This is a genomic window from Pseudomonas sp. RIT357 (genome assembly GCF_000632245.1).
GTDB lineage: Bacteria > Pseudomonadota > Gammaproteobacteria > Pseudomonadales > Pseudomonadaceae > Aquipseudomonas > Aquipseudomonas sivasensis.
Window position 1 is genome coordinate 213,663 of sequence record NZ_JFYX01000002.1, and the last position, 26,041, is coordinate 239,703.

Annotated in this window: 18 protein-coding genes, 1 other RNA gene and 2 pseudogenes; 10 read left to right on the forward strand and 11 right to left on the reverse strand. The window is 54.2% G+C overall.

Annotation, left to right across the window (positions count from 1 at the left end; genetic code table 11):
- Positions 1–4: 4 nt before the first annotated feature.
- Complete coding sequence (locus tag BW43_RS23275; protein ID WP_081797591.1) at positions 5–1,828, reverse strand: hypothetical protein; 1,824 nt, start codon at positions 1,826–1,828, stop codon at positions 5–7.
- A gap of 165 nt (positions 1,829–1,993) precedes the next feature.
- Here BW43_RS23275 and BW43_RS23270 point away from each other — a divergent pair, with 165 nt between their 5' ends.
- Positions 1,994–2,482 (forward strand): TIGR00645 family protein, encoded by a 489-nt coding sequence (locus BW43_RS23270; RefSeq protein ID WP_005791582.1) that lies wholly within the window; start codon positions 1,994–1,996, stop codon positions 2,480–2,482.
- Positions 2,483–2,501: 19 nt separating this feature from the next.
- Here the strand turns inward: BW43_RS23270 and BW43_RS23265 are convergent, their stop codons facing one another.
- From BW43_RS23265 to BW43_RS23250, 5 genes and pseudogenes are all read right to left on the reverse strand, one after another.
- Positions 2,502–3,935 carry a glycosyltransferase family 39 protein gene (locus BW43_RS23265; RefSeq protein ID WP_032884684.1) on the reverse strand — a complete coding sequence of 478 codons (1,434 nt, stop codon included), beginning with the start codon at positions 3,933–3,935 and terminating at the stop codon, positions 2,502–2,504.
- A gap of 149 nt (positions 3,936–4,084) precedes the next feature.
- On the reverse strand, positions 4,085–4,990 hold the full coding sequence (locus BW43_RS29480) for a methyl-accepting chemotaxis protein (protein WP_371260674.1): 906 nt from the start codon (positions 4,988–4,990) through the stop codon (positions 4,085–4,087).
- Positions 4,985–6,247 (reverse strand): annotated as a pseudogene (locus BW43_RS29485) (HAMP domain-containing protein); the annotation flags it as partial. The pseudogene BW43_RS29485 and the gene BW43_RS29480, both read right to left, overlap by 6 nt.
- 132 nt (positions 6,248–6,379) lie before the next feature.
- A complete protein-coding gene (locus BW43_RS23255) occupies positions 6,380–7,495 on the reverse strand; it encodes an HD-GYP domain-containing protein (protein ID WP_081797593.1) in 1,116 nt (371 codons plus the stop codon).
- A 75-nt stretch (positions 7,496–7,570) separates the two neighbouring features.
- The gene (locus BW43_RS23250; protein WP_032884688.1) at positions 7,571–8,503 is read right to left on the reverse strand and encodes a chemotaxis protein CheV; all 933 of its coding nucleotides are present in this window, start codon (positions 8,501–8,503) and stop codon (positions 7,571–7,573) included.
- A 587-nt stretch (positions 8,504–9,090) separates the two neighbouring features.
- Between BW43_RS23250 and BW43_RS23245 the strand changes: the two are divergent.
- The 9 genes and pseudogenes from BW43_RS23245 to BW43_RS23215 form a co-directional block, all read left to right on the forward strand.
- Positions 9,091–9,636, forward strand: a pseudogene (locus tag BW43_RS23245) (type I restriction endonuclease subunit R); the annotation flags it as partial.
- 27 nt (positions 9,637–9,663) lie between these two features.
- On the forward strand, positions 9,664–10,575 hold the full coding sequence (locus tag BW43_RS23240) for a restriction endonuclease (RefSeq protein ID WP_081797595.1): 912 nt from the start codon (positions 9,664–9,666) through the stop codon (positions 10,573–10,575).
- Between the two features lie 578 nt (positions 10,576–11,153).
- The gene (locus tag BW43_RS23235) at positions 11,154–11,804 is read left to right on the forward strand and encodes a hypothetical protein (protein WP_032884693.1); all 651 of its coding nucleotides are present in this window, start codon (positions 11,154–11,156) and stop codon (positions 11,802–11,804) included.
- 115 nt (positions 11,805–11,919) lie between these two features.
- Positions 11,920–12,183 carry an AlpA family transcriptional regulator gene (locus BW43_RS23230; RefSeq protein WP_032884694.1) on the forward strand — a complete coding sequence of 88 codons (264 nt, stop codon included), beginning with the start codon at positions 11,920–11,922 and terminating at the stop codon, positions 12,181–12,183.
- Complete coding sequence (locus BW43_RS23225; RefSeq protein ID WP_032884695.1) at positions 12,183–12,572, forward strand: recombinase family protein; 390 nt, start codon at positions 12,183–12,185, stop codon at positions 12,570–12,572. Before BW43_RS23230 ends, BW43_RS23225 begins: the two co-directional genes overlap by 1 nt.
- A gap of 210 nt (positions 12,573–12,782) precedes the next feature.
- A complete protein-coding gene (locus BW43_RS23220; RefSeq protein WP_032884696.1) occupies positions 12,783–13,364 on the forward strand; it encodes a recombinase family protein in 582 nt (193 codons plus the stop codon).
- A 2-nt stretch (positions 13,365–13,366) separates the two neighbouring features.
- Entirely contained in the window at positions 13,367–13,996 is a 630-nt protein-coding gene (locus BW43_RS0127200; RefSeq protein ID WP_050442795.1) for a helix-turn-helix domain-containing protein, read from the forward strand.
- Positions 13,997–14,133: 137 nt separating this feature from the next.
- Positions 14,134–15,312, forward strand: a complete 1,179-nt coding sequence (locus tag BW43_RS27910; protein WP_050442796.1) for a hypothetical protein — start codon at positions 14,134–14,136, stop codon at positions 15,310–15,312.
- Between the two features lie 454 nt (positions 15,313–15,766).
- Positions 15,767–18,883, forward strand: a complete 3,117-nt coding sequence (locus BW43_RS23215; protein ID WP_032884783.1) for a type ISP restriction/modification enzyme — start codon at positions 15,767–15,769, stop codon at positions 18,881–18,883.
- Between the two features lie 319 nt (positions 18,884–19,202).
- On the opposite strand, the gene BW43_RS23210 is transcribed toward BW43_RS23215, so the two are convergent.
- From BW43_RS23210 to BW43_RS23195, 5 genes are all read right to left on the reverse strand, one after another.
- Positions 19,203–20,312, reverse strand: a complete 1,110-nt coding sequence (locus BW43_RS23210) for a YiiX/YebB-like N1pC/P60 family cysteine hydrolase (RefSeq protein WP_032884697.1) — start codon at positions 20,310–20,312, stop codon at positions 19,203–19,205.
- A gap of 587 nt (positions 20,313–20,899) precedes the next feature.
- Entirely contained in the window at positions 20,900–22,135 is a 1,236-nt protein-coding gene (locus tag BW43_RS23205; protein WP_032884698.1) for an integrase domain-containing protein, read from the reverse strand.
- Positions 22,136–22,318: 183 nt separating this feature from the next.
- Positions 22,319–22,715, reverse strand: a transfer-messenger RNA (tmRNA) gene (ssrA, locus tag BW43_RS28110).
- A gap of 94 nt (positions 22,716–22,809) precedes the next feature.
- Positions 22,810–23,091 carry a hypothetical protein gene (locus BW43_RS23200; RefSeq protein WP_032884699.1) on the reverse strand — a complete coding sequence of 94 codons (282 nt, stop codon included), beginning with the start codon at positions 23,089–23,091 and terminating at the stop codon, positions 22,810–22,812.
- A gap of 136 nt (positions 23,092–23,227) precedes the next feature.
- Positions 23,228–26,038, reverse strand: coding sequence for an FAD-binding and (Fe-S)-binding domain-containing protein (locus BW43_RS23195; protein ID WP_032884700.1), 2,811 nt, complete (start codon positions 26,036–26,038; stop codon positions 23,228–23,230).
- Positions 26,039–26,041: the final 3 nt, after the last annotated feature.

Genomic DNA, 26,041 nt, shown 5'->3' on the forward strand with positions numbered 1-26,041 from the left:
GCGGTCACTTGCTGTCGGGCTTGTCCAGCTTGACCTCGAAGCCGTACTGCACGGTGTTCAGGTCGGTGCGCTGGTAGCTTTCCAGTGCGGTCGGTCGGCCGTAGAAATAATGCACGTCAAACATCGCCGTGCCGTATTCCTCGGCGCGGTGGCTCACCCCAAGGATTTCCTTGAGGTACTGGCCACTGGCGTCCTTGGCATAGAAGCGCCAGCTGTCGGCCGGGAATTCTTTCTGATCGACGATCAGCGCATTGTCCTTGAGCGACAAGCCCTTGGGCAGCTTGGCCACGTCTAACTCACCTTTCTCGATAGTCGCCAAAAACAGCGGGATTGAGCCCACCACAAACGCCGGGTTTTCCGGGAACAGGGTGAGGTCGTAGGTGAGAGTGCCACGGGCCGGATTCAGCTCGAACGCTTCGGTCGGCAGCTCGATGGGGTCGCCGCGCTCACCTTTTTCGTCCGCCGTAAAAAAGGTAATCGGCGATTCGCTGCTGTTGCGCTCTGCACCGACCAGGTCGTCATTAAAGGTGAACGGGTGGTCGAACACGATATGCGCGGCACTGGCGTCTTCGACAGACTGGCTGATGCTGACGCTGTTTTTCAGTTGTTCTTCGGTCATTGCCGAGTCTTTGAGCCAGCTGGCAGCGCTGTCGTCGTAGACGGTGACCGGCATCGGCAAGGCTTGTACGGTCTTTTCCAGGCTGTTTTTGTCGAAGCGTAACACCGGCAAGTCGAGGTCCTTGCGGGTAACGGATGCCGTGGAAAAGTCCATCACGTTGACCTGCAGGGTATCGATCAGGCCGTTGAAATACACCTTGGCGTAATGACTGCCCTGCTTATGCTCGAAAGCTTTCTGTTCATCCGTCAGTTGTTTTTCGAACCCCTCCGACCAGGCCTTCTGCTTTTGCATCTCGGCCAACTGTTTCTCGTAGAAGGCCACTTGCGCGGCACTTTCGTTGATCGAACCTGAGCGTGTGAGGAATTGCCCGGTAGTGTCGCGCGCCTGCACCAGCAGAGGGTTTGGCGACTCGTCGCCGACTTGCGGGGCCAGTGGCTCGCTGTTGGTCAGCTCGATTTCGGCGTAGTTCTTCTCCAGCAGCAGCAAATTGAGGGTGATATTGCCCTCAGTGCGTTTGTGACCCACGTCCTTTTTCGACAGGTCGAACGTCAGCACCTTGCCCGGCGCGATGACTTCGACCGCGCCTTTTAGGGTGACAGGCTGGGGTTGGCTCTTGTTTTCCGTCTCGATGCCGTCGATGAAGGGGTAGGTCACCGTCAGGTCATCGGGGTTGGTCAGGTTGGAGCTGCTGGGGCTTAACTGAATGCCGGGGTCTGTCTCCGACCATTCCGGCTGGAAGGGGATGACTTTGTTGTTGCTCAAGGTGACCGACTGCCATTCCAGGCCATGGGGGAAGGGGAATTGGTCGGGCATGTTGAAACTGAACGGGAAGACCGGCTGCAAATCCGTCAGGTAGTCGGAGTGTGAAGTCTTGCGCAGTACGAACAGGCCATTGATATAGGTATCCACCAGCGCCTGGGGCGTGGGGTAGTGCTTGAGCAGGGCCAGGTTGTCTTCGCCGTACTCGGCCTCGATGGGCTTGGTGGCCAGTTTGACCCGCGCCCGTTCCAGCAATAGCAGCGAACCGCCGAGGTCGGCGACGGCGTCACGCAGTTTGGGGTCTTGGATGCTGTCGAGGGACTGTTCGAATTTGGCGGTTTTCTCTTCGAGGGTCGTCTGCTTCTGCTCGTCGCTGGGGGAGCAGCCGCTGGCCAGCAGCAATGCCGCGCACAGGCCAATGCTGGCCAAAGGGGATCGCACATCCATCATCTGAGTTTTTCCTGTCCGACGTCATCGAGCCGAGTTGAGATGGGCTCGACACTAGCAGAAAAATTCTCTTACAGATGCCGCCTGGGTCAGTTTTCTCGCGCTTACAGGTGTCTTGTAGCGGCTGGTATACTCGCCGCCATTTTTAGCCAAGCTGTGTGAGACCCCATGGAACGCTTTATCGAAAACACTATGTACGCTTCACGCTGGCTGCTGGCGCCGATCTACCTGGGGTTATCCCTGGGTTTATTGATCCTGGCGCTGAAATTCTTCCAGGAAATCATTCACGTGATTCCCAACATTTTCACCATGCTGGAAGCGGAAGTGATCCTGCTGCTGCTGTCGTTGATCGACATGGCGCTGGTGGGTGGCTTGCTGGTGATGGTGATGATTTCCGGCTACGAGAACTTCGTGTCGCAGCTGGATATCGATGAAAACAAGGAAAAGCTCAACTGGCTGGGCACCATGGACTCTTCGTCGCTGAAGATGAAAGTGGCGGCGTCCATCGTGGCGATTTCCTCGATCCACCTGCTGCGCATCTTCATGGACGCCAAGAACGTCGATCCCCAGCACCTGATGTGGTACGTGATCATCCACATGACCTTCGTGGTCTCGGCCTTTGCCATGGGCTACTTGGACAAGCTCACCAAGCACTGATGCCCTGCGTGCGCTGGCCTTACTGCTCGATGAAGTAGTAAGGCTGGCGACCGATCTTCATCTCCTTGATCACGGTGATCTTCCCGCTCAGTTGGCGGGTGTTGTCCAGCAATGCAATGTTGCCGGGCTTGGCCGTGAGAAAACTGTGTAATTCAGCTTCGGTCTGCAGGATCGGCAAGTAGGCCTGCAGATAGAACACGCTCGCCCCGGCGATGCGCTCATTGGGCTGGAACATCACCACATTCTTACCTTCAGTTTGAAACGCCCTGGCCTGACTGATCACGGGTACGAAAGACTCGCGCTTGTCTGCTTTGGGTGCGAACCAGAACGCAGCCGTCAGGTAGCTGACCATTGCCAGGCTGAACACGCCGATGATCACCCCCCGGTGGTAGCGGTACAGCGCCGGCTTGCGCACCTTGAGCCATTCCAACAGCACACCTGCATATTCTGCTGCGAGCACGGCGGCGGCTGGCGTGAGTGCCATCAGGTAAACGGTGCGCTTGCTGGACGCCAGAGTCAGCAGAGTGAATTGCGCCACCAGCCAGACACTGAAAAACAGGCGGTAGCGATCGCGCACCAGGCTTTTTCGAAAGTGCCACAGGCCCAGGTACACGAGGATATTCCAGGGCAGGAACGCTTGCGGCAGCTTCGCGAAGTAGTAGTAAAACGGCTCGTAATGCCCAGCCTCGACGAACGACCCGCTGAACCGCCCGACGCTGTTGGTCCACAGCACTTCGCCCACGGCCTGCATCCCGCCGCGCTGGAACAGGAAGCCCAGCCAGATCATCAACGGCACCAACGCCAGCACGGTGAACACGCCCGGTTTGAGCCACTCGCCGATACGCAGGCGCTTGTCCATCAGGCTGATGCTGGTCAGGTACACAAAGATCACGATGCCCGGCAACGCGAGGCCCAGCACGCCTTTGCTCAGGGTGGCGATCACCATGCCGGCGGTAAACAGCATCCATGCCCACGCACTGGAACCCTCACGTCCGGGTCGCACGGCTTGGTAGAACGCCAGCAGCGCGGTGGTCACGCCCAGGCTGAGCAGTGAGTCTTCACCCACGCCGCGCACATTGCCCCAGTAACTGGCCATGGTCGCCAGGATCAGCGCTGCGCAAAACGCCAGTGCCTTTGGGCGTCCGAACCTGCGCAGCATTCCATAGAGCAGCATCACGCTGAACAGACCGGCAAATGCCGAAGCCAGCCGTACCGCCCCAGGTGTGCCGCCAAACAGGCGAATCGCTCCGGCGTCCAGCCACAGGCTTAGGGGCGGCTTTTCCAGGAAGGGCTCACGAAACAGTTGCGGTACGACCCAGTCATTGTCCAAGTGCATGGCCATGGCAATGCCCGAGACACGGGCCTCGGTGGAGCCTTGCAGTTCATGGTTACCCAGGGCCAAGAAGAACAGCAGACCAGCAAGCAGGAGCAGCAGAGGAGCGGGACGCGTCATGGAGTCTGGCTACCGAGAGAAGGGGGATCGTTTGAGGGAACGGCTCACAATCGATGAGTATAGGGAGGTGATTCTTAATATTTCATGAATGGGCGTGGGTTATGTCGCTGGGCCAGGAGGTTGACGACCCCCTGGCTTCGCGTGAGGCATTACGAGGCTTTGACTTTGAAGCGGCTCAGGCCCTGTTGCATGGAGTTGGCCCGTTCCGACAGGTTCTTGGCTGCCACTGCACATTGCTGGGAGTTTGCCTGGTTCTGCTGAGTGACTTCGTCGATCTGCTCCAGGCCGATGCTCGCCTGTTGCAGGCCGGAAGCCTGTTCGCTGGAGGCTTGGTAGATCAACGACACCAGGCTGGAAACCGTGCTGGTGCCAGTAACGATATTTCTCAACGAGTCGGCGGTGCGCCCGGCGATGATCATGCCGCGTTGCGTTTTGGTCGAGGAGTCGGCAATCAACGCGGCGGTTTGCTGGGCGGCTTCGGCGCTGCGGGCGGCGAGGCTCCTGACTTCGTCGGCGACCACCGCAAAACCACGCCCCAGTTCGCCGGCACGTGCGGCCTCGATAGCTGCGTTCAACGCCAGCAGGTTGGTTTGAGCGGCGATGTTGTCGATGGTGGTGATAATCGCGGTGATGTCTTTGCCCGAATTGTCGATTTCCGCCATGGCCGCGATCAATTCACTCATCAACTTGTCACTTTCCCCGGCGTCGGCGCGCGAGGCCTGGGATTGCTCGTCCGCCTTCTTCGCATTGGCGGCGTTGTCGGTAGTCTGCGCTGCCATCTGGGTCATAACGGCACTGATTTCGGTGATGGACGATGCAGAATTGGACGCGCCGTCGGACAGCGACTGGCTCAACTCGGTGACCTGCGCGGAACTGCCGGTGATTTGCGTGGCGCTGGCCTGCACTTGGGAAATGAGGGTGTTCAGGTTACCGACCATTTTTTCCAACGATTTGCCGAGGGTGTCGTTGGGCGAGGACAGGCGTACTTCCAAATCCAGGTCCCCTTCGGAAATACGCTCGGCCACACGCACCTGGCGTTGCAGGCTTTCCGACATATCGTTCAAGGCAAAGGACAATTGGCCGACTTCGTCATCAGATTTCTGCACCAGCCGGCGAGAGAAATCACCCAGACTGATATTCGCGGCCAGAGCCGCAGCTTCACGAATCGGGCCGACGATTTTCGCAGTGGCAAACCACAGCGCCAGCAATGCCAGCAAGGAGACACCTACGCCGACCGAGACCTGCCAGATGCTGCTCTTGACGCCGCGTGACTGCAGTTCCTGCTCCAGGGCCAAGGCCTGGCTCATGACCACCGCCTTGGGCAGATGGATCAAAATCGCCCACGGCTTGCCGGTGCGCCCCAGATTGATCGGCATCTGTACTTCGATTTCCTGGGAGTCCTGATTGAGCCGGCTGTCTCCCTGGCCTTTTTGCACATTCGCCAACACCTTTTCCCAAGTGCCTGGCAACAAGCCTTTCAGTGACTGGCCAATGAATTCCGGGCGTTTACTGTCAGCCACCACGAGCCCTTGATTGCTCAGGATCGACACGGAGCCTTTGCCGCCATACAGATCTGCGGACATTTGCTCGCTGAGTTTCTGGATAAACGAGATATCGAAGTCAGCCCCGACCACGCCGTAGAACTTGCCATTGGCAGTGATAGGTACCGATAGCGTGGTCAGCCACACATTTTTGCCTTGCACCACGTAGGGAAGTGGGTCCAGCACGCTTTCTTTCTGGGTGTCCCGTGGGCCTGAGTACCAGCCGCCCTTCAACACGCCATTGGGGTGGCGGGCATCGGAGTCGTACTCAACCAGCGGTTGCACGGCGATATGGCCATCTGAACTGCGTGTCCAGTAGGGGGTGAAGCGACCGGTCAACGGGTTGTTACCGCCCTCATTGATACGAAAGGCTTGGTCCTGGCCGTCCAGCGCATCCGGTTCCCAGCATGAATACGTGCCGTTGAAGTCGGGGTTGTCCTTGAGCACGCTGAGCAGCATCGTATTGATCTGCTCACGGCTGAGGGTCAGTGGGCTCTGCGCACTTTTACTCGCTCCCAGCGTATTGGCCATTGTGCGTGCTGAATCCAAGGCGTTCTGCAGTTTTGCCTGGATGGCATTGGCACGCGACTCAGCCAGGTTTTGCACTTCGCGGATAGTGGCGCTTTCAATCAGGGCTGAAACTTCAGTGCCGACATACGCTTGATTGGCGCTTGAAGAATAAAGGCCATATGAGACCAGGCTCGCACACGAGATAAACAGGCAGAGTCCGGCGGTGAAGCAAATTCGAGTCTGCAATGAGTTGAATTTCATGATATTTCCTGCCCATGCTAATAGTCGTCAACATCATCGAATGTCGACATTTCGGTACTTCTTTTGCACAAGGCACAGTGTTTTATCATTGGCTGCTTAGGCATGGACATGCTGTACAGCGCTTGGAGTTACTTAATGCTCTTTGGGCATCTCTTCGTCGAGCCATAAACGTTCGGTGTTTTTAAAACCGTAACGCTGGGGCGGTACCCGCGCGACAATTCGATCGGGTTGTTCGGGATCACTCAGGTCTATTATTTTCGGCGTTACATAAATATTTAGAACGGGCAGAAAGAACACTTTGATTTTTGGTGTCAGTAACGACTCGGGATGTTGTTCTATCACTACACCGATACTGCCACTTTTCAATTGAACGATAGAACCGACCGGGTAAATACCCACGGACTTTAAAAACGCGCGGAATACCTCGTCATCAAAATGCCCTTCCCATGTGGACATTTGCTGGATGGCGACGGCGGGGTCCCAGCCCTGGTTGTAGGAGCGGTCCGAGGTGATTGCGTCGTAGACATCGCACACCGCAGCCATCCGAGCCACCAGACTGATCTGGTCCCCTACCAACTGATGGGGGTAGCCGGTGCCGTCGACTTTTTCGTGGTGATGCAGGCACACATCCACGACCATTTCGCACATCTGCGAGGTCGCTTGCAGGGTTTTTTCCCCTTCCAGTGGATGGGTACGCACCAACTGCAATTCGTCAGTGCTCAACCGGCCAGGCTTGTTGAGAATGGCGCCCGGTATGGCCATTTTGCCGATGTCGTGCAACAGCCCGGCCATGCCGACGCGACGAATCAGTGCGGTAGAGAGGCCCAATTGATTGCCGAGGGCAATCATCAACGCACACACGGCGACTGAATGCATGTAGGTGTAGTCGTCGATGCTTTTCAGGCGTGCCAGGCTGATAAAGGCATTAGGGTGGCGGGCGATAGAGCTCGAAATGTCTTCCACCAATGCACTGATGTGCTCAAGCTCCAGTGCCCGGCCCATGCGGGCATGGCCGAACATCTCGACAACGGCGGTTTTAGCGCGACTACAGATTTCCTGTGCGGCGACTAATTCGTTTTGCATCGATGTGGGGATGGCTGGGACTGCTGGCGCAGCCGCTGGGGCCGTAGCGACCGGTTTAGCGCCGCAGCCCAAGGCGCACGGCGCCTGCGACGGCTCACCGCCCCGCCAGAATGGCTTTGCCTCGCCATCAGGCGCCTGAAGATCGAGTTCATTGCACTTCAACATGGTATGCCCTCTGTTGATGGTCTTTTTATACGTTGTTCATCAGCCTCCTTGGCTTGAGCAGTGTCGTTTTGCCTTTCAGGTAGGGCTCACGGCCTTGATTCGTGCGACTACGCGACCTGCCAGGTCATCCGGGCGAAACTTCGCGAGGAAGTCATCGGCCCCGACTTTCTTGACCATGGCCTGGTTGAAACCGCCCGATAGGGACGTGTGCAGCACGATATGCAACTTGGCCATGCGTGGGTCGCTGCGGATTTCGGCGGTCAGCGTATAACCGTCCATTTCCGGCATTTCGATATCTGAAATCATCATCAGAAACTCCTCATCCGGGTTGCGCCCCTCGTCAAGCATGGCCCGAAGGTAATCCAGCGCCTGGCGACCATCGTTCAAGGCGACGACCTCGACACCCACTGTCTCCAGGCAGCGGGTCACCTGTTTACGCGCAACCATCGAGTCATCCACGGTCAGCACTCGCAGGTGTCGAGCCTGTTGATTGACCGCGTCATCCACCACACCAATCGAAATTTCCTCGGACGAGGGCGAGATTTCCGTCAGCACCTTTTCTACATCGATGATTTCAACCAGACGATCATCGGTACGGGTAACCGCCGTCAGGTAATTGTTGTCACCGCTGCCCTTGGGAGGCGGATGAATGTCTTCCCAGTTCAAGTTAACGATGTGTTCAACTGCATACACCAAGAAACCTTGAACTCGGTTGTTGTACTCCGTAAGTATGATAAAAGCGCTTTCTTTATCTGTGATGCCGGGCAGCCCGGTAGCCATTGCAAGGTCTAGAATGGGGATGCAAGCACCACGGATATTCGCAACGCCACAAATGTTGTTATTAGACTTTGGTAGTAGAGATAGCTTAGGGCAGCGAATAACTTCTCTGACTTTAAAGACGTTAATGCCATACAGCTGTTGGTCGTTAAAGCGGAATAGCAATAATTCCAGTCTGTTCTGACCGACCAGTTGTGTACGGCTGTTAACGGATGCCATTACACCTGCCATACACACCCCTTTGATTCTGGTTGGAACAGCGTTGATGTCGTAATGACATTATCATATGTAGGGGAATGTAAAATATATGTGAAAGCGAAATACTTTTTAGGTTAATCGTTAAAGCGATAGCCAAGCGGATGATGAGCAATTCAAGTGGATGTTTGAATTAGTTAGTTGGCTAACTTGCTAGTTTAAGTGTTGAGAATGATTAAGATTGGAAGCCAGGATTCAGCAAAGTTATGGCGCCTCATGTGTTCCACGTCCAGCTTTCGGCTAGCGGCGTGTGGCGGTGAGTACTGTCGAGTTCGAAGGGCTGGCTGGTGGTCATGGTTTCAGTGAGGGGAGGGGGGGAGGTAGGACTGAGACGATCAGTCGTTTTAGAAAACCCGCTACTCAAATGGCTAGGCGGGCTGATCCATTTCTTGTCGGCTAAGCCAACATAGATTGCTAATCCCGATTTTGAGAACGCGTTGCAGCAGACGTATCGTTGCTGGCCATACGTTTGAGTACGGCCGTAGCACCTTTAAGTCATGGGAACCGAGTGAAAATAGGCCATCGCCTCTGTGACCGGCCGCGAGCTCTACGGGGTAAACTTGCAGCTGTGCGTGTACGCCAAGCATCTGTACCCGTTGCTGCGCGTAGATCGCCTGCTAGAGGACGACGTGGATGTGGGTGAGTTGCAACTGAGCCACTACCGTCTGAGTAAGCGCGCCGAACACCTGCTTCGCCTGAACGAAGAGACGGGCAAATACACCGTCAAACCCGGCAGTGACGTGGGGAGCGGTAAGCCGCATGAGCCGGAGAAGAAGCGCTTATCCGAAATCATTGAGGCGCTTAACGATATCTTTGGTGCCGAAGTGAGGGACGACGACCAGCTGCAGTTCCTTACTGGCATCGCCCAGCGTATCAGCCGTCAGGAAGATGTGATGGCCCAGGTGAACAACCATTCGGTGGATCAAGTGATGCACGGCCTTTTTCCCAAACGCGTCCTCGATACAGTGTTAGATGCTATGACTGAACACGAGAAACTCTCGCTGGAAGTACTGGATAACGAAACGAAGAGCCGCGCGTTTGCGCTGGTGATTTTGAAGATGCTCAAGACCGCGGCTTCCTTCGATGAGGCTCGCGTGGGCGGCGCCTAAAGCAGCCGCTAAAATTAAGGAGAAACAGTGGCAATTCCGGATTTTCAAAGTGTGATGCGCCCAGTGTTGAGCACCGTGCAGAGCGGTGCGCCGCTGCCGCTCAATGAGTTGCGCGAGAGGGTCGCTGATCAATTCCAATTGACCGAGGACGAACGCAAGGAGCGCCTACCCTCTGGTCAGCAGACGGTGATCAACAACCGAGTGGGCTGGGCTCGTACCTATTTGAATAAGGCCGGGCTGCTATGCATTCCGGCCAAAGGCATGGTGCAAATTACCCCTCGTGGCCTTGATGCTTTGACCAATGGTCCGCAGCGCATCACTGTGAGCTGGTTGAAGCAGTTTCCTGAGTTTGCGGACTTCCATACGGCCAAACCGCAATCAGTTGACGCTCCCTCCCTGCTGAACGTGGGTATTTCCGAAACCACGCCAGACGAACAGTTGGCCGAGGCGCATCAGACCCTCATGCAGTCCCTGGCAGACGAGTTGCTGACGCAAGTCCGGTTGGCCACCCCCAGCTTCTTTGAACAGTTGGTAGTCGATCTTATGATCGCAATGGGTTACGGCGGTTCGCGTAAAGAGGCTGGTAAGGCTACCCAAGCGACCAATGATGACGGTATCGACGGCATCATCAAAGAAGACAAGCTTGGCCTCGATGTTATCTATCTGCAGGCCAAGCGCTGGGCCAATACGGTGCATCGCCCGGAGATTGACAAGTTTATCGGCGCACTGACTCGCCAGCGTGCGCGTAAGGGCGTGTTCATCACTACCTCTGAGTTCTCTGAAGGGGCTCGCATTGCGGCGCTGGGGCTGGACATCAAAGTGGTATTGATCGACGGTGTTGAGCTGGCGCGATTGATGGTAGATAACAACCTAGGCGTGAGCGTTAAGGATGTTTACGAGGTGAAGCAACTCGACAGTGATTACTTCTCGGGCGAGTGACTTGGAACCTGGCCTGCAGGAGCAGTCAAGGCAACTCGGTGGTGTTGCTGTATGTGAAGTGCTTCAATTGCTCGCCTTACCTGTAGGCGGTCTTGATCATTCGGAGCCGGGTGCACACGCTTCACAGGCTTTGAGCTGGCGGTCGGAAATACGTGTAATTTGAGTGCGCACGAGAAGAACTCCATTCCACATTTGGTATTCCCAAGATTAGCTTCGGGAAGCTGGGAAGACCAAAACCGGTGAAGCTCAAAAGTCGTCTACGGAAGGTAATGGCGGCGAAAGCCCTGATTTCACTGGATTTCAGGCACAAAAAAAGACGTCCGTGGACGTCTTTAGATGTTGAAGTGGTGGAGCCGGGGTAATTTGAATCCGATCACTAACTGTATGATTTGTAGATATATTTATATTTTGTAGATGGCGCTTGGAATGCATTTTGGAATACATCCGGCCTAGTGACCAATAGATGGACGACACTCAACCCCATCCTTTGACGCTTTCTAAACTGCGCATAGGAAGCAAGGACCAAGGAGAAAATGCGGTAGGCTCCGCATCGTAGTTATTCGACGAGGACGCCCGACGTGCGGAAAGATCTGATTGGTTTGCAGTGGCTGAGTGTAGATCAAGCACTGCTTTGGTTAAAGGATGAGGCCGGCGTTCAGCTTTCGGACAAAGACTTGCTGGCGCAATGCGATGCTGGCCGGTGCGCCGCATATCTGAACGTTGATGGTTTGAAGGGCGAGTGCGCTGAAGGTCTCATAGATGAGCTGGGTCAGCGGTTCTTTACTGTCTATGGCGTCGGTAAAGGTCAGATCATCAATCCGAGAGGGATAATAGAGGCGGCTGGCAATCGCGAGATAGCACTTGAAATCTCGGGTGAGGTGCGCCAAATCGAGCGCGCCGAGGCAGAGGCTTACCATAGCGTCGACTGGGCTACCAAATTTTCTCCTGCCAATTGCCATTTGCTTTTCAAAACTTCGGACATTGAAGAGCTGGTCCAATCGTTCGCCGGCGGCGTTGTAACACCAGCCGATGTGAAGCCTTCCCAATACCTGACAATAGCCGCTCTTCTTGATCTGGTGCTCAAGCCGGGACGTCCTGTCTACGATCAGGCGGATGTCATCGCAGAGATACTTGATCGTTATCCTGCCACTCGTGGGCTGAGTGAAAGCAACCTTCAGAAGATATTTGCCGATTCCAACACGGCAGCGTTGGACGCAAAAATGCGGTAACCGATAATTTCAATTGCAACTGTTGCAGTTGCAGTTGAAATGACTTCCATGGCGCTGGCGGATTGAATGGCCCCACCAGTCCACAACGCACCACAAGGTGCCAAGGAAGTCCACGATGCAACCATCATTGATCAACAATCCCAACCCAGCTAGCTCCGGCTACGCGGGACGCCGGATTTTACGTTTACCTGAAGTGCTACTCAGGACCGGATTCAAGCGGGCCCACATCTACAACCTCATCAATCAAGGCCGGTTCCCTCAGTCGGTTCAGCTAGGCACCAGGGCCGTTGGATGGGATTCCGTGGCAGTGGATATATGGGTTGAGGAGCGCCTCGCTGGTGAGCCCGGCTTTCGCTCTCCAGCGGGAGGTGCATTCTAATGGCGACTTACGCCTATTCCCTCATCGGAAAAAATCCCGACAATAATTACTGCCAAGTATGTGATATCGGTAAGCCCGATCAAGCATTCGTGGAAAAGGGGTCGTACGGGTCAGTCCCGGTTCTCAAGAGACCGAAATTTTTAGAGGCTTTGAAGGTTCTTCGGAAAGGGGACACCTTTACAATCTCCTCGTTAAGTGTCTTGAGCATTGACCCGGAGCCGAGACCGGGCGAAATGCTGGCGACCTTGCGGACGCTACAAGCAACAGGCGCTTATGTTGTCTTCGTCCAGGAAGGGTGGGCACTCTCCAGTAGCCTAGGAAAGCAGTTTCTCTTAACGCTTCGAGCATTGGCGCAGCTTGAGAATACGGTTCGGCGTATCCGTCTGTGAGCTTGCCTCCGCGTTACGCTCTCTTTGTGGTCCAAGGCTCGCTCGGACCACAAAGTGCTGGCTCAGAGAGTGTACTTTTTGAGCCAAAAATTCGCTCTGTGGCTATCGCCGCAATTGCTGGTCCTGTCCGTGGCTCAAATGTGTTGTTTTGATCTGAGCTATCAAGTATATTCTGAGCCATACTTTTGAGCCATTAAGTGGTGCGCCCTGATGACAGTTCTAGCCTACGCCCGAGTCAGCACAGACGATCAAAGCACTGACGCACAGTGCCACTCGATTGCTGAACTGCACAATGTCGAACATTGGTATACAGACGAAGCCACCAGTGGGACAACCAAAGCGTTGAGACGCCCCGGCTTTGCAGAGCTTTTCAAGTTCGCTCGCAAGGGCGATACCTTGATCGTATCTGCGATTGATCGTCTGGGGCGTGACACGATTGATGTGCTTGAAACCGTTGAGGCACTCAAGTCAAAGGGGGTATCAGTCATTTCCATGCGAGAAGGCTTTGACCTCTCATTACCGGTCGGGAAGATGGTGCTTACCATGTTGTCAGCTGTTGCTGAGCTGGAAAGATCAAATATCAAAGCCCGCCAGATGGCCGGTATCGCCCGCGCCCGCGCTATGGGTCAAAAGCTCGGCGCCCCCAAGAAAATAGATGACGGCGCAGTTAGTGAGTGGCGCAGAGCCCAAAAAGCGACCATCCAAGAAACGGCGCACCAGTTCGGGATTTCAATTGCCGCAGTCAAACGTGCCTGCGCCAGCAAATCATTGAACCCCGTAGAGGAAGCGTGATCATGTCAGGCAAACAGAAAACCCCAGATCAAGCCGCGCAGGCAGTGATACTCAGGGAAGCAGGTTGGACTATCTCGGCCATTGCTGGTCAATTGAAAATCAGCATCAGCACCGCCCAACGGTTGTTGAGAAAGCACGGCGCAGTATCAGGCGCCAGCACCCAGGCACTGATAGAAAGAGCCAGAGAGGGAATGCTGGACATGGCTTTCTCGTTGGAGAACGTTCAGCAGAAAGCGGCCTCACTTGTTCTCGACGATCTGGCGCTGAGTGAGAAGATCCGGACAAAGCTCGCGTCCGCTCTAGACGTTCTCGATGTAAGCAATCCAATAGTCTTCCGATCTCTCGCTGCTAGCGCAACAGCACTGAAATTGACACAGGACATCACTCGTCGGGCATTGCCTTTAGACAAGCTTGATCAGTCGCTCGAAAGAGAGGAGCTCCCAGTGCTCCAGATACACATTATGAATGAGCATGATGTGGCCGAAATGCGAGCGCAACAGCGCCGCGAAGATGCGGAGATCAACGGAGATAGCGAAGGCGTAGACGATGCTATTGAGACGTTGAGCTGGTTGGCAGAGAGGCGGTTAGCCCAAGCTCAGCAGTTAGACGATGACATCGTCAGCGAAGAGTGAGCACATCTTGACCTTAGGTTGACCGGGCAAAGTGTCAAACCCTTAGAACCATAGAAAAGTGCCGAACACCCTGGCGACAACCAGGGAACCACGAAAATGAAAATCTGCCCCGGATCTATTCCGGCAATGAGACCGCCATGACCATCAGACATCAGAGCCCATTCAAGGAGGGGGAGGTTTCACAGATTCAAAAGCGCCTGCTCGATAGTGCTCGTACCCGCCACGCAGAAAATTTGGTGAAGCGAGAAGCCTACAGAGCTCTTTTTGGAGATGAATGGTTTGAGGGAGAAACGGTTGATACAGACTTAGGCGATGACCAATTATCAGCGGACCTGGATGCGCTACTCGACGAGTGTCCGGTGGCGAGGTCAGCGATAACAGCCGGTGAGCCTGGAAAATGTCCGGCTATTGAGTCTGGGCTCTTTGCTGGCGCACCTTCATATCATGTTGATACTTCAGCTGTGCCTCGTCAGGAGCCAGGACAGGTAATCCTATCTCTCGATGAGCAGCGCATCCCGCGTCCGGCGATTCTTGCCGAGCTTGGAGTAAATGCAAAAAGCAGCCGCTCAAATCGCCTGGGGCAGGCCCTCTCAACTCCAGGCAGGGCAGGGCTTATAGCTAGTTTCAGCCTGAGTCACGCGGCGCACGTTGGAGCTATTAAGAAACTGCATCCAGACGTTGATCATGATCAGCTAGAGTCGCTCCTCAGAATAGATGCCTTTATCCAAAAGCTGGTGCGTGATTATCAGGGAGCAGGAGAGCTGCCAGATTGGGCAAAATTTGTAAGCCCAGAAATCAAACAGTTTTTCCGTATCTTCCATCAGTGCGGGAAGCCTGACTCAAAAACCCTCACCATCCGGCTCGATCACAAAACGGCTGAGGCTGCTCTGGTTGCTCCACGTGGCCCAGCGAACTACCTCGCTGCGATCATAAAGCGAACCTTGGCGAGGGTAGGCATTGAAACTGATCTGACCTTCAATCTTGAATTCAATCACACCGGCCGCACAGAGAATCACCCTGCGCACATCCATGGCACGCTATGCATCCCGGACGACAGAGTAAATGAGGTTACAGACGCGCTCAGGAATGCGCTGGCTGAGGGCTACAGGCAACGCTACAAGAACCTTGCCGTGCATATCGAAAAGCCCCGGAGCGCTCACTGGTGGGCTGCTTACTGCGTGAAGGAGTACATCATCACCGCTAGTAGACTTGAAGCTGGACGAGGGCGGAAAAATCGTCCGGACTATGCCACTCAGAATTTGACAAGGGAGGCGAAAGCTTTCTATGAGGGCATGAGCGCTTGGCTCAATGCTTGATAGTTAATGAACCCGTGATGTCCGGCTGCTTTTTGCATGGGAGGTGAGCATCGTATGCAAAACTGACGGCCAGCAGAGAATGGCAAATGCTGCCGTTCGAACCATACATCAGTCCCCTTCTTCATCCCGGTTACAGGACCCGCAGCCAGTGACCAGGTTGTTTCGCCTATCGGCTCGCGTTACCCTCCACACTATCGAACACCGAACGCAAAAGGACTTTCCGTCTGGTGAAAACTGTCGTTTTCCTCCCCCCAAGCTACGTAAACACCGCACTCCTGAGCGGCGGTACATTTTTGCCCTGGAAATCTGTCCATTAAACCGACCCAAAGCGTTGTGGCTCATTTGGGCCTGTTTAGTTTTGGCTCGAGATAGAGGGCGATAGTAAACCTCCGCGTCAAAAGAAATAGAAATCTTCAAACCACTCAGAACCGCCCCTTTGACTAGAGAGTTTTTCGTGAAAATTATTGAAGACTTCGTCAGAAAAGTAGTAGCTATCTACAAAACCGGCGCAGCAACAGAACACTCCTACCGTTCCGCTTTAGAGGCCCTTTTTGGCTCTCTGGATAAAAGCGTTTCCGCCTTGAACGAACCTAAGCGCATCGCCTGCGGTGCACCTGATTTTATCATTCAGCGTGGTGAAATCGTTATCGGTCACGTTGAGGCGAAAGACATTGGCATTGGCTTACGCGGTATGAAAGATGCCAATAAGAACCAGCAAGATCGCTACCGCAAAGCCTTGCCCAATTTGATCTATACCAACTGCCTTGACTGGGATTTTTACCAACACGGTGAGCGGGTTGCATCCGTTACCATTGCTGATTTCCTGATGGGCATTCAGGCCAATCCAGACCAGTACGAGAGGCTGGACAGCCTGCTTCGCAATTTCATAGCCCAACGGCCGCAAACCATCACTTCTCCCCGCGTCCTGGCCAAAATGATGGCGGGCAAAGCGGTGCTGATTAAGGAGGTGCTGCACAATGCCTTGAAGGCAGACGGGGACAAACAAACTGAACTGTCGGGGCAGTACCATGCCTTCAGGGAGCACTTGATCCATGACATTACGCTTGAGGATTTCGCGGATATTTACGCAGAAACCATCGCCTATGGCATGTTCGCCGCACGCTTGCATGACACTTCGCTCGAAACGTTCAGTCGCCAAGAGGCACTGAAGCTTCTGCCCAAGTCCAACCCCTTCCTACGCAGTCTTTTTAGCTACTTGGCCGGCGAAGACTTGGACGAACGTATCTCTTGGATCATCGATGATCTTGCTGCTGTGTTTCAGGCCGCTGACGTCAAAAAGATTATGGGGAGCTTCGGTAACCTCACAGGACAGAGTGACCCGTTTCTGCACTTCTATGAAACGTTCCTTGCCGCCTACAATCCCGCCAAACGTAAGGCGCGTGGCGTCTGGTATACGCCTGAGCCCGTAGTTAACTTCATCGTGCGTGCAGTGGACGAAGTGCTGCGAACGGAGTTTGGCCTGCCAGATGGTTTAGCGGATACATCCAAGATAATGATCGACTGGGATACAGGCCAGACAGACAAAAAGGGAAAACGCGTCACCCTTCCTAAAGAGGTGCATCGTGTACAGATACTCGACCCCGCTACGGGCACCGGCACCTTCCTAGCTGAGGTAATCAAGCAGATCGCTCCGAAAGTGAAGGAAATGGCCGAAGGCATGTGGTCGCCATATATTGAGAACAACCTGATTCCCCGCCTGCACGGGTTTGAGTTGCTGATGGCGTCCTACGCCATGTGTCACATGAAGCTCGACATGATCCTGACCGAGTTGGGTTACAAGCCTACTGGTACGCCGCCACGACTGTCGGTCTACCTAACTAACTCGCTGGAAGAGGGCGAGTCGGCAAACCAAAGTCTGCCCTTCGCGCATTGGCTGTCGAATGAAGTAAAGCAGGCAAATGCCATCAAGCGCGACATGCCCATCATGTGTGTAATAGGTAACCCTCCCTATTCAGGAGTTTCTCAGAATATGGGGTCTTGGATTAGTGGGCTTATTGAAGATTACAAATATATAGATGGCGTGCATTTTGGCGAGCGCAAGCATTGGTTGCACGATGATTATGTAAAGTTTATTCGACTAGCAGAAAGCCTGATCAACAAAAATCACGAAGGTGTTCTAGGGTTTATTACTAATCACGGATACCTAGATAATCCGACTTTTCGGGGAATGCGCTGGCACCTCCTAAATACCTTTGACAAGATCTATGTGCTGGATCTTCATGGAAACAGCAAGAAAAAAGAGGTTACGCCAGAAGGTCTACCTGACAAAAATGTATTTGATATTCAGCCAGGTGTAGCAATCATTATCGCAGTAAAAAAGAGAGAGAGTGTCGGGGGTCTGGCTAAAGTCTACCATGGCGACCTTTGGGGGGAGCGTGCAGACAAATATGAGAAGCTGTTCGGTGGAACGCTTTCAGGAATGGTTGTTCAGCAGATTGATTGCTTGGCCCCACAATATGCATTTGTACAGCGCAACCATGAAAATAAGAAAGGTTACGATAACGGGTTCTGTATCTCTGATTTTATGCCCACGAATGCTACTGGTATCGTTAGCATGGGAGATGGTTTTGCTATTGCACAGAGCGCGGCAGAGTTGAGTTCTAGGTTAGACGAATTTATTTCCAACCAATACACGTCGAATGAGTTAAAAGTTCGGTATGGGCTTGGTAAGAACTATGGCGATTGGCTCTCAGAAAATAAGATTGGGATTTCAGGTAGAGCTCTAAAACCAGTCAGTATATGCTACCGACCATTTGATAGTCGTTGGACCTATTTTGATAATAAGATCTTGTGGCGTTGGAGGGAGAAGGTGATGAAGCATATGGTGGCCGGGGAGAATATTAGCCTCGTCACTTGTAGGCAAAGCGCTGTCAAATCGTGGGAGCATGTTTTTGTATCGAATGGTATTGTGGATGATAGCTATATCTCAAATCGAACCAAAGAGCGAGGCTACTGCTACCCGTTATATATTTATCCTGACGAACAAGAGCTCGATCAAAGTCGACGCATAAACTTCGATGAAAAATTGTTTGACCAATTGAAGGCTATCGCCATCTGCTCCGTACGCGGCGAGCCGGACGAGGTGCATGTGTTTGATTACATATATGGGGTGTTGCACTGCCCTGCTTATCGAACAGCTTATGCGGAACTCCTGAGGATCGATTTCCCCCGTATCCCATGGCCCGTAAGCTCGGATGAATTCTGGGACATCTCTGCCAAGGGCACCCAACTGCGTAAGCTCCACCTGATGGACTCAGCAGTCATCGGTAATGCCCCTTATCCACTCAACGGCGCAGGCGAGGCGAGGGTTGACGAGCCCAAGTTTCGCAACGGTCAAATCTGGATCAACAGCGAGCAGTATTTTGATGAGGTGCCCAAGGTTTCATGGGACCTCTTCATCGGTGGCTACCAACCCGCCCAGAAATGGTTGAAAGACCGCAAGGGACGGGCTCTCTCGTTCGGGGATGTGAAGCATTATCAGCGAATTTTGAAAATCCTCTCTGAAACTAATCGGATCATGGGCACGATAAATATGACCTTTGGTGATTGAGCATAAATTTTAACTATATGGTTTTCTACTGCGTGCTGTGACCAGCCCGCAGCGGGGAGCCCTACCGGCCGCCGCTGCGCTCCAACGTTGGTGCTTTCAGAAAGAAAAAGTAATTTTCATAAGTTTCGGGTGTTGCCTGCTGGTTAAAATATTCATGCATAGTAAGCTGTCGTTGGCCTCTGTTCACTATTAGCAGCGCCAAGCTTTCGGTGGGCCCTCTCCTCGCTTACATTGAGTGGCGCCTGGAATGGCTTAAGGCAGTAATCAATTCTGAACAAATCGTCGTGGTAGTCGCCGTGGGTCCTGACAGAGGGGGGGGTTATTGGGATAAAACTTCATCGGCCCTTTTGACATAATGACGTGCATAGTTGGCAAGCTTTTTTACGCCATCGGCTGACTCAGTTTCTCCAATTGAGTCAAACCCAAAGGCTATAACTTCCATTCTCACAAGCCCTTCATTCATTAGGTTTCGATAAAGCTTTAGGTGCTCTAAGAAGTAATCAACTCTGCGTAATCCAAGGTGATGAATAGTTGCCACAATATTTTTCTCGAATTTATTAAAGCTGTCCGGCTCTTTGCGCAACTCCTCCTCAAGAAAATCTCCAGCATTCAATGGGAATTGTCTGATTTTCTTTAGCATGGAAAGTCGATCATAGCGATAAGGGTTCGTGCTTCTGTCATGATTGAAGTAAGTTAAGTAGTCCGTGCTCCGCATAAATCCTGTGACGGTCTGATCAAACTCAGGATGGTTCAGGAGAAGCCGGCTAACGTCATTTTGTGCTTGAATATCGTAAGCCTGACAAAGGGCAGGTGTTGCGCTTACAAGATCTCTGACCTTGTTCAGCCACTCGTAGGTATCCCCAAGATTTTTGGTAACGGGATCCGTCGTTTGAGCAAAGGCTATCTCAGACTTTTGCGCCTCCTTCACAATGCCTTCTACCTTCTGAAATGCTTTGCAGAGCGATAGCTGCCGTGGAGAGCAGAAATTTGGATTACGTAGATTTTGGAGGTCGAACCCAGCGTACTCATATGAACAAGCTACCAATCTGGAGCAGAACTGTTTTTTGGACTCTTTCAGGTCCAATAGACGCATTGGAAGCATGAGTGCTGCTTCCGATATCGCGTACAGGCTTCCGACCTGCGACTGAGCATACTCGCATATCTTTTCCGTGATCTCCTGTGAAAGCGGGACTTTACTCCGATAGACCGCCAGATGCTCAGGGTTATCGACAAGCAGGCGTTGAGCATTCTTTGAAAATACGCCCTTCAATGTCGCCTCAATCATCGTTCCGCCTACCCAAATTGCAGCGTGCGAGTATCGCCCAAGCGTGACTACACGGATCCCTTTACTCTGTTTAGTAGGCTCTGCAGTGAGGATTAAGTCGCCCTTTTTTAGTTTTTTCCTGTCAAGCAGGTACTTATTTTTCATGAGCAGGTTCTCCTAAGAGAGTGAAGGTTTGTAAGTTTTTAGTCATATAGGGTTATGAAGTATTTGAAGGTTTCGAGTGACGACTGCTGGCCGTTCTACTTCACAGCGACAATGAGGCGATTGTAGTGGATAACGGGGAGGATGATGGCGCTTTGGTTCCAGACAGGCATGACTTCCGGCAGTGATTCGGCAGCAATACAGCAATTATCTCAACGCTCGCCGCCATGAGCGGTAAGCCCGCTGTGCCAGAAATATGAATGACTTACTGTAATTCGAATGGACAGGAGAAGGTAAGCGTTCGAGATATCAACCAGCCCACAGTAGGTGTTGGGGGTATGGGCTGATGTATGGGCTGGACCGATTCTCGACTAGAAAAGTCATATTTTACAAATGGATAAGACATTAAAAAGCCGGCTTGTGGCCAGTTTTTAGTGAAGCAATAGGTGGCGACTAGCTTCGTGAGCGAGCTAGCGTGCAGACTGAGCGCCGTGACTGTGGAGCATCCGCTTTGCATGCGAGCGAGAAACTGGTCTATGCGGCGCTCGCTGGTCAAGATTACTACCGGTACGGTAAGTCATATCTAGCGCTCAATTCCCCGCACCAATGATTGCTGACATCGAAAGACTTCCGGTAGCTGCTTCCTGGATGTGTTCGCTCCACCACTGCATCATTGGGCGCCTGCGCTCGATATAGTCAGCCCGGTTATAGGCGCTACGCACCTCGTCCTTATCGACATGAGCGAGTGCAACCTCGATTAACTCAGGGTCCCAGCCGTGCTCGTTCAGTATTGTGCTCGCCATGGAACGCATACCGTGGCTGACGAGACGCCCCTCAAATCCCATCCGCTTAAGCGCCATGTTGGCGGTCTGGCTGTTGCAATGGGTGCGCGGATTTCGATCTGCGGGGAACACATATTCACGGTGTCCACTAAAGGGCTTGATAGCTTCCAGAAGATCGAGCGCTTGCTGCGTGAGCGGGATTATATGCGTGCGACGCTTTTTCATCCGCTCCGGTGGGATCGACCAAATCTGCTTTTCGAGGTCGATGTCTGCCCACCGAGCGGTAGCGGCCTCTGCTGGACGGGTCATGGTGTGGAGCTGCCACTCGATCAAGCAACGTGTGGTCCTTTTGATGCTGGCATTGGCGACAGCTAGCATCAGTTCTTTCAGCTCATCCGGCGCCAGCGCCGCCATGTTTTGCTTCTTCGGTTTTTTAAAGACAGAGCGGATGCCAGTGAGCGGATTTGAAAAAATTAGTCCGGCATTCACCCCGTAAGTCATGATCTCGTTGAGACGTTGGCTAAGGCGCTTAACCGTCTCTAGGCTGCCCTTTGCCTCGAGAGGTCTCAGCAATTTAATCACCTCTGGCGCAGTGATTGCTGAAATCGGCGTCAGCGCCAGGTCGGGAAAGACGTGTAGCGTTAAAGAGCGCCAGATGTCTTCAGCGTACGCGGTGGTCACTGAGTCTTTCTTGAGATCAAACCAGGCGGTGGCCACGTTTTTAAATGTGTGCTCCGTGGTCGCCTTTAACGTCTGCCGATCCGTGTCACGCTTTTCCTTAGGGTCGAGACCCTGGGCAACTAGCTCCCTGGCGCCAACGGTGCGTTTCCGTGCTTGAGCCAGGCCTACCTCGGGGAAGGTACCCAAACCCATGTTGATCCGTTTCTTGGTCACCGGGTGGATGTAATTGAAGTTCCAAAGCTTCGAGCCATTGGCTCTAACTCTCATCTGAAGGCCGTCACCATCAGTGAGGATGTAGTCCTTCTCCTTTGGCTTGGCGGCCTTGACTTTGACGTCCGAAAGGCGCGCCGCTTGAGCTCCCATGGTGTATTCCAAGCTGTTTATGTATTCCAAAACTTAGCAGGTGAGCGCTTGGAATACCACTTGGAATACACGAGCTAGTAGATGCTCCTGGACGCTTAGAGACGTCTGTGGAGCCTAAGCCCCTGTATTTGCTGGATTTCAGGCACAAAAAAAGACGTCCTTGGACGTCTTTAGATGTAAAAGTGGTGGAGCCGGGGGGATTTGAACCCCCGTCCGCCAGTACTCCGCTGTCGGTACTACATGCTTAGCCGTGTCTATTAAGTTAACCCTCAGCGACCCGACTGGCAGGGTGCTTTGGGCGAGTTGTGTAAGTTTTAGCCGCTTCGTCCACAACGTACTGCACGGCGATTCTGTTCTATATGACAATCACTTTGGGTTTACAGACATCCCCTGGTGATTGCTGGACCCGAAGGTACCAGAAGCTCAGGTCTAAGGCTGCTTACGCAGCGATAGCGAATTCCTGGCCGTAGTTTTCGTCATTGGCAACTATAAGTAGTTGCAACAGTGGATTTACGAGTTCTGTTACCAACTCGGCATGCACCTAAAGTTTCGCGACCGGCGTCGAATCCTAAACGGCCCCGTGCTTGTAACTCGTTGTTTCATAGTGAGTGACAAGCCTGTGCAGTGTACGCCATACGGTCACCGAAGGCCAACCCGAAGGTTGGCCTTACTGCTTACTTGCCGCCTTTGTTGCTGTTTTGCAGGTCTTGCAGGGTTTTGTTGGTGACTTCGATGCACTGCTTATCATCGCCAGACGCGTGAAATGCCTTGGCTTGGGAGACAACCGTGTCGATTTCCCCACTCTTGCCGGTGGTGTCGGTGGCGAGTGTCGCTTTGGCGTTGTTAATTTTGTCTATATTGATCTGGCACAGGTCTTTTTCACTGTCGGCCGCGAAGACCGGGGACGCCAGCATCGCAGCGGTAACGAACAAGCCAGCAAGAGCGGAACGCTTCATAGGGTATCTCCTTGCGCAAAGGGCTCGACGCTGCTGGCGTTCAAGCGCTGCCAGCGACATCACTGATTGGCCTCGTTCGTCGAGGCCTATTCAAGTGACTACGCTGGCGTGCAGGGGTTCTGTTTTTTTTGCAGGATTATTGGGCGCGGGCCTGGGTGACGCGGTCCACGAGGTACACCAGTCCGTGATAATCAATGCCGCCATGCTGGCTCAAGCCGATTTCGCAGGTGCGGCTGGTGGAGATGCCTTCGCTGCAATATTGCACGGCATCCTTGAGGGTGCGCAGTGAGTGGGCATTGAGTTCTGGCGTGGTGAAGCCTTTGTCGCCGGCAAACCCGCAGCAGTGGATGCCTTCTGGAATCACGACGGTTTTGGCGCAGCGACGGGCTAGGTCGATCAGCGCCTGGCTTTCTCCCAGGTGTTGGGTACTGCAGGTGACGTGTACGGCGATCGGTGCTTCCTGCGGTATGAAATCAAGGCGGTCCATCAGGTGCGTGCGGATAAAGCGTACTGGGTCGTAGAGGTCCAGGCGGGTTTCGCCCAGGTCTTGCGCCAGACGTAGGGTGCACGGGCTGGTGTCGCAATAGATCGGATCGAGGCCGCCGCGGCTGGCGTGGAGCAGGGCGCCGATCAACTCCTGGCGCTTGTGCTCTGCCTGTTCGGCATAGCCTTTGGACGCGAACGGCTGGCCGCAGCACAGGCTGTCTTGGTTGTCGGGAAAGACGACTTGGTAGCCAGCCTTTTCCAGCAGGCCCCGGGTTTTGTCGTACAGCGACATCTGCTCTTTATCGCCGGACGCCGGGCCCATGGCGCGTGAGACGCACGCCGCCAGGTAGACCACTCGAGGCCGCTCATCCGTCACAGCCGGGCTGAAACGAATCGCCTTTTCCGGCTGTGGCATAGCGCTGCTCCACTGCGGAATTTGTCCCTTGGACAGCTTGGTCACGGTGGCAGACAGCTTCGCCAGGCGAGGAGCGCCGAGCAGCATGCGAGCACCATTGGCGACATGCAGGGTAAAGCGCGCACCTTGCAGAGCGGTGGCGAAATGGGTGGCAAGCCATTCGGCTGTTTTCGTACGGTCGGCGTCACGACTGCGCAGCTTTTTCACCAAGTCGCCGGTATTGATTCCCACAGGGCAGCGCTGGGCGCATAGCCCGGTGGCTGCGCAGGTGTCGATGCCTTGGTAGTGGTAGGCGGCTTCCAGTTCGGTGGTGTCGACGCCGGCGCGTTTCTTCGCCTGAATGTCGCGCCAGATCACGATGCGCTGGCGTGGGCTCAACGTCAGGCCTTTTGAGGGGCACACAGGCTCGCAGAAGCCGCACTCGATGCACTTATCCACAAGCTCGTCGGCTGCAGGCAGTGGTTTGAGGTGCTTGAGGTGAATCTGCGGGTCGTTGCTGAGCACTACGTCGGGGTTGAGAATGCCGTTGGGGTCGAGCAGGCGCTTGAGCTGCCACATCAGTTGGTAAGCATCGCTGCCCCATTCCAACTCGACGAATGGCGCCATATTGCGTCCGGTACCGTGCTCGGCTTTCAGTGAGCCGCCGAACTCGACGGCCACCAGTTGCGCCACGTCATCCATGAACGCTTGGTAGCGTGTGACTTCTTCGGCGCTGTTGAAGCCTTGGGTGAACACAAAGTGCAGATTGCCTTCCAGGGCGTGTCCGAAAAGGATGGCTTCGTCGTAGTGATGTTTGTCGAACAGTTCGATCAGACGGTTTACGCCGATGGCGAGTTGCTCGACGGGAAAGGTCACGTCTTCGATGATCACCGTGGTGCCGGTTTTGCGCACAGCGCCGACGGCAGGAAAGGTGTCCTTGCGAATCGCCCAGAGTCGGGCGTTTTCTACAGGGTCTTCGGTGAAATCGACCTGTTTCTCGACGGGGAAAACGGCCAGGGACGCCATGATCAGCGCCATTTGCTCATGCAGCAAAGAAGGTGATGCCGCGCGGGATTCGATGAGCAGCGCGCAGGCATTTTCCGACAGGTGTTGTACGAAGGCGGGCATGCCGGGTTTGTTCTGGACCGAACGCATGCTGCGTCGATCCAGCAGCTCTACGGCTGAGACCGGCTGGGTTTTCAACGCGGTTACTGCGTTGCAGCACGTCTCCACATTGGGGAACACAATCAATGCCGAGGCTTTGTTGGGATGATCGATCACGGTGTCGTAGGTCACTGCGCTTATAAAGCCCAGCGTCCCCTCGGAGCCGACCAGCAGATGGCTAAGAATATCCAGTGGTTCATCGAAATCCACCAGGGCATTGAGTGACAGTCCTGTGGTGTTTTTCAGACGATATTTGTGGCGGATTTTCGCGGCGAGTTCGGCGTTTGCCCGCGTCTCGCGACCCAGTGTCGCCAGGCGTTCAAGCAGCGCGCCGTGCCGCTCACGAAAGGCGCTGACGCTGGCCGCATCTTCGGTGTCCAGGCAACTGCCGTCGGCCAGCACCAGACGAATGCCAGCCAAGGTGTGATAGGTATTTTGCGCGGTGCCGCAGCACATGCCGCTGGCATTGTTGGCGACGATTCCGCCGATCTTGCAGGCATTGATCGATGCGGGATCCGGGCCGATCTTGCGCCCGAACGGCGCCAGCCAGGCGTTGGCCTGGGCACCGATTACGCCGGGTTGCAGGCGGATCTGAGTCCCGTGCCCGCGAATCTCGCGGCCGTTCCAATTGTCTCCCAGCACGATCAGTACGGAGTCGCTGATCGCTTGACCGGACAAACTGGTGCCGGCCGCGCGGAAGGTCACTGGCACGCGCTCACGCTGGGCCAGTTGCAGCAGAGCTACCACTTCACCTTCCGACTCCACGCGGATCACTAGTTGTGGGACCAATCTGTAAAAACTGGCGTCGGTGCCGAATGCGAGGGTGGAAAGTGGATCGTCGAAACGCCGATCTTTTGGGATCAGCTGTGCGACGTCAGCTAAGAAAGCGGCAGGCAGACTCATGGG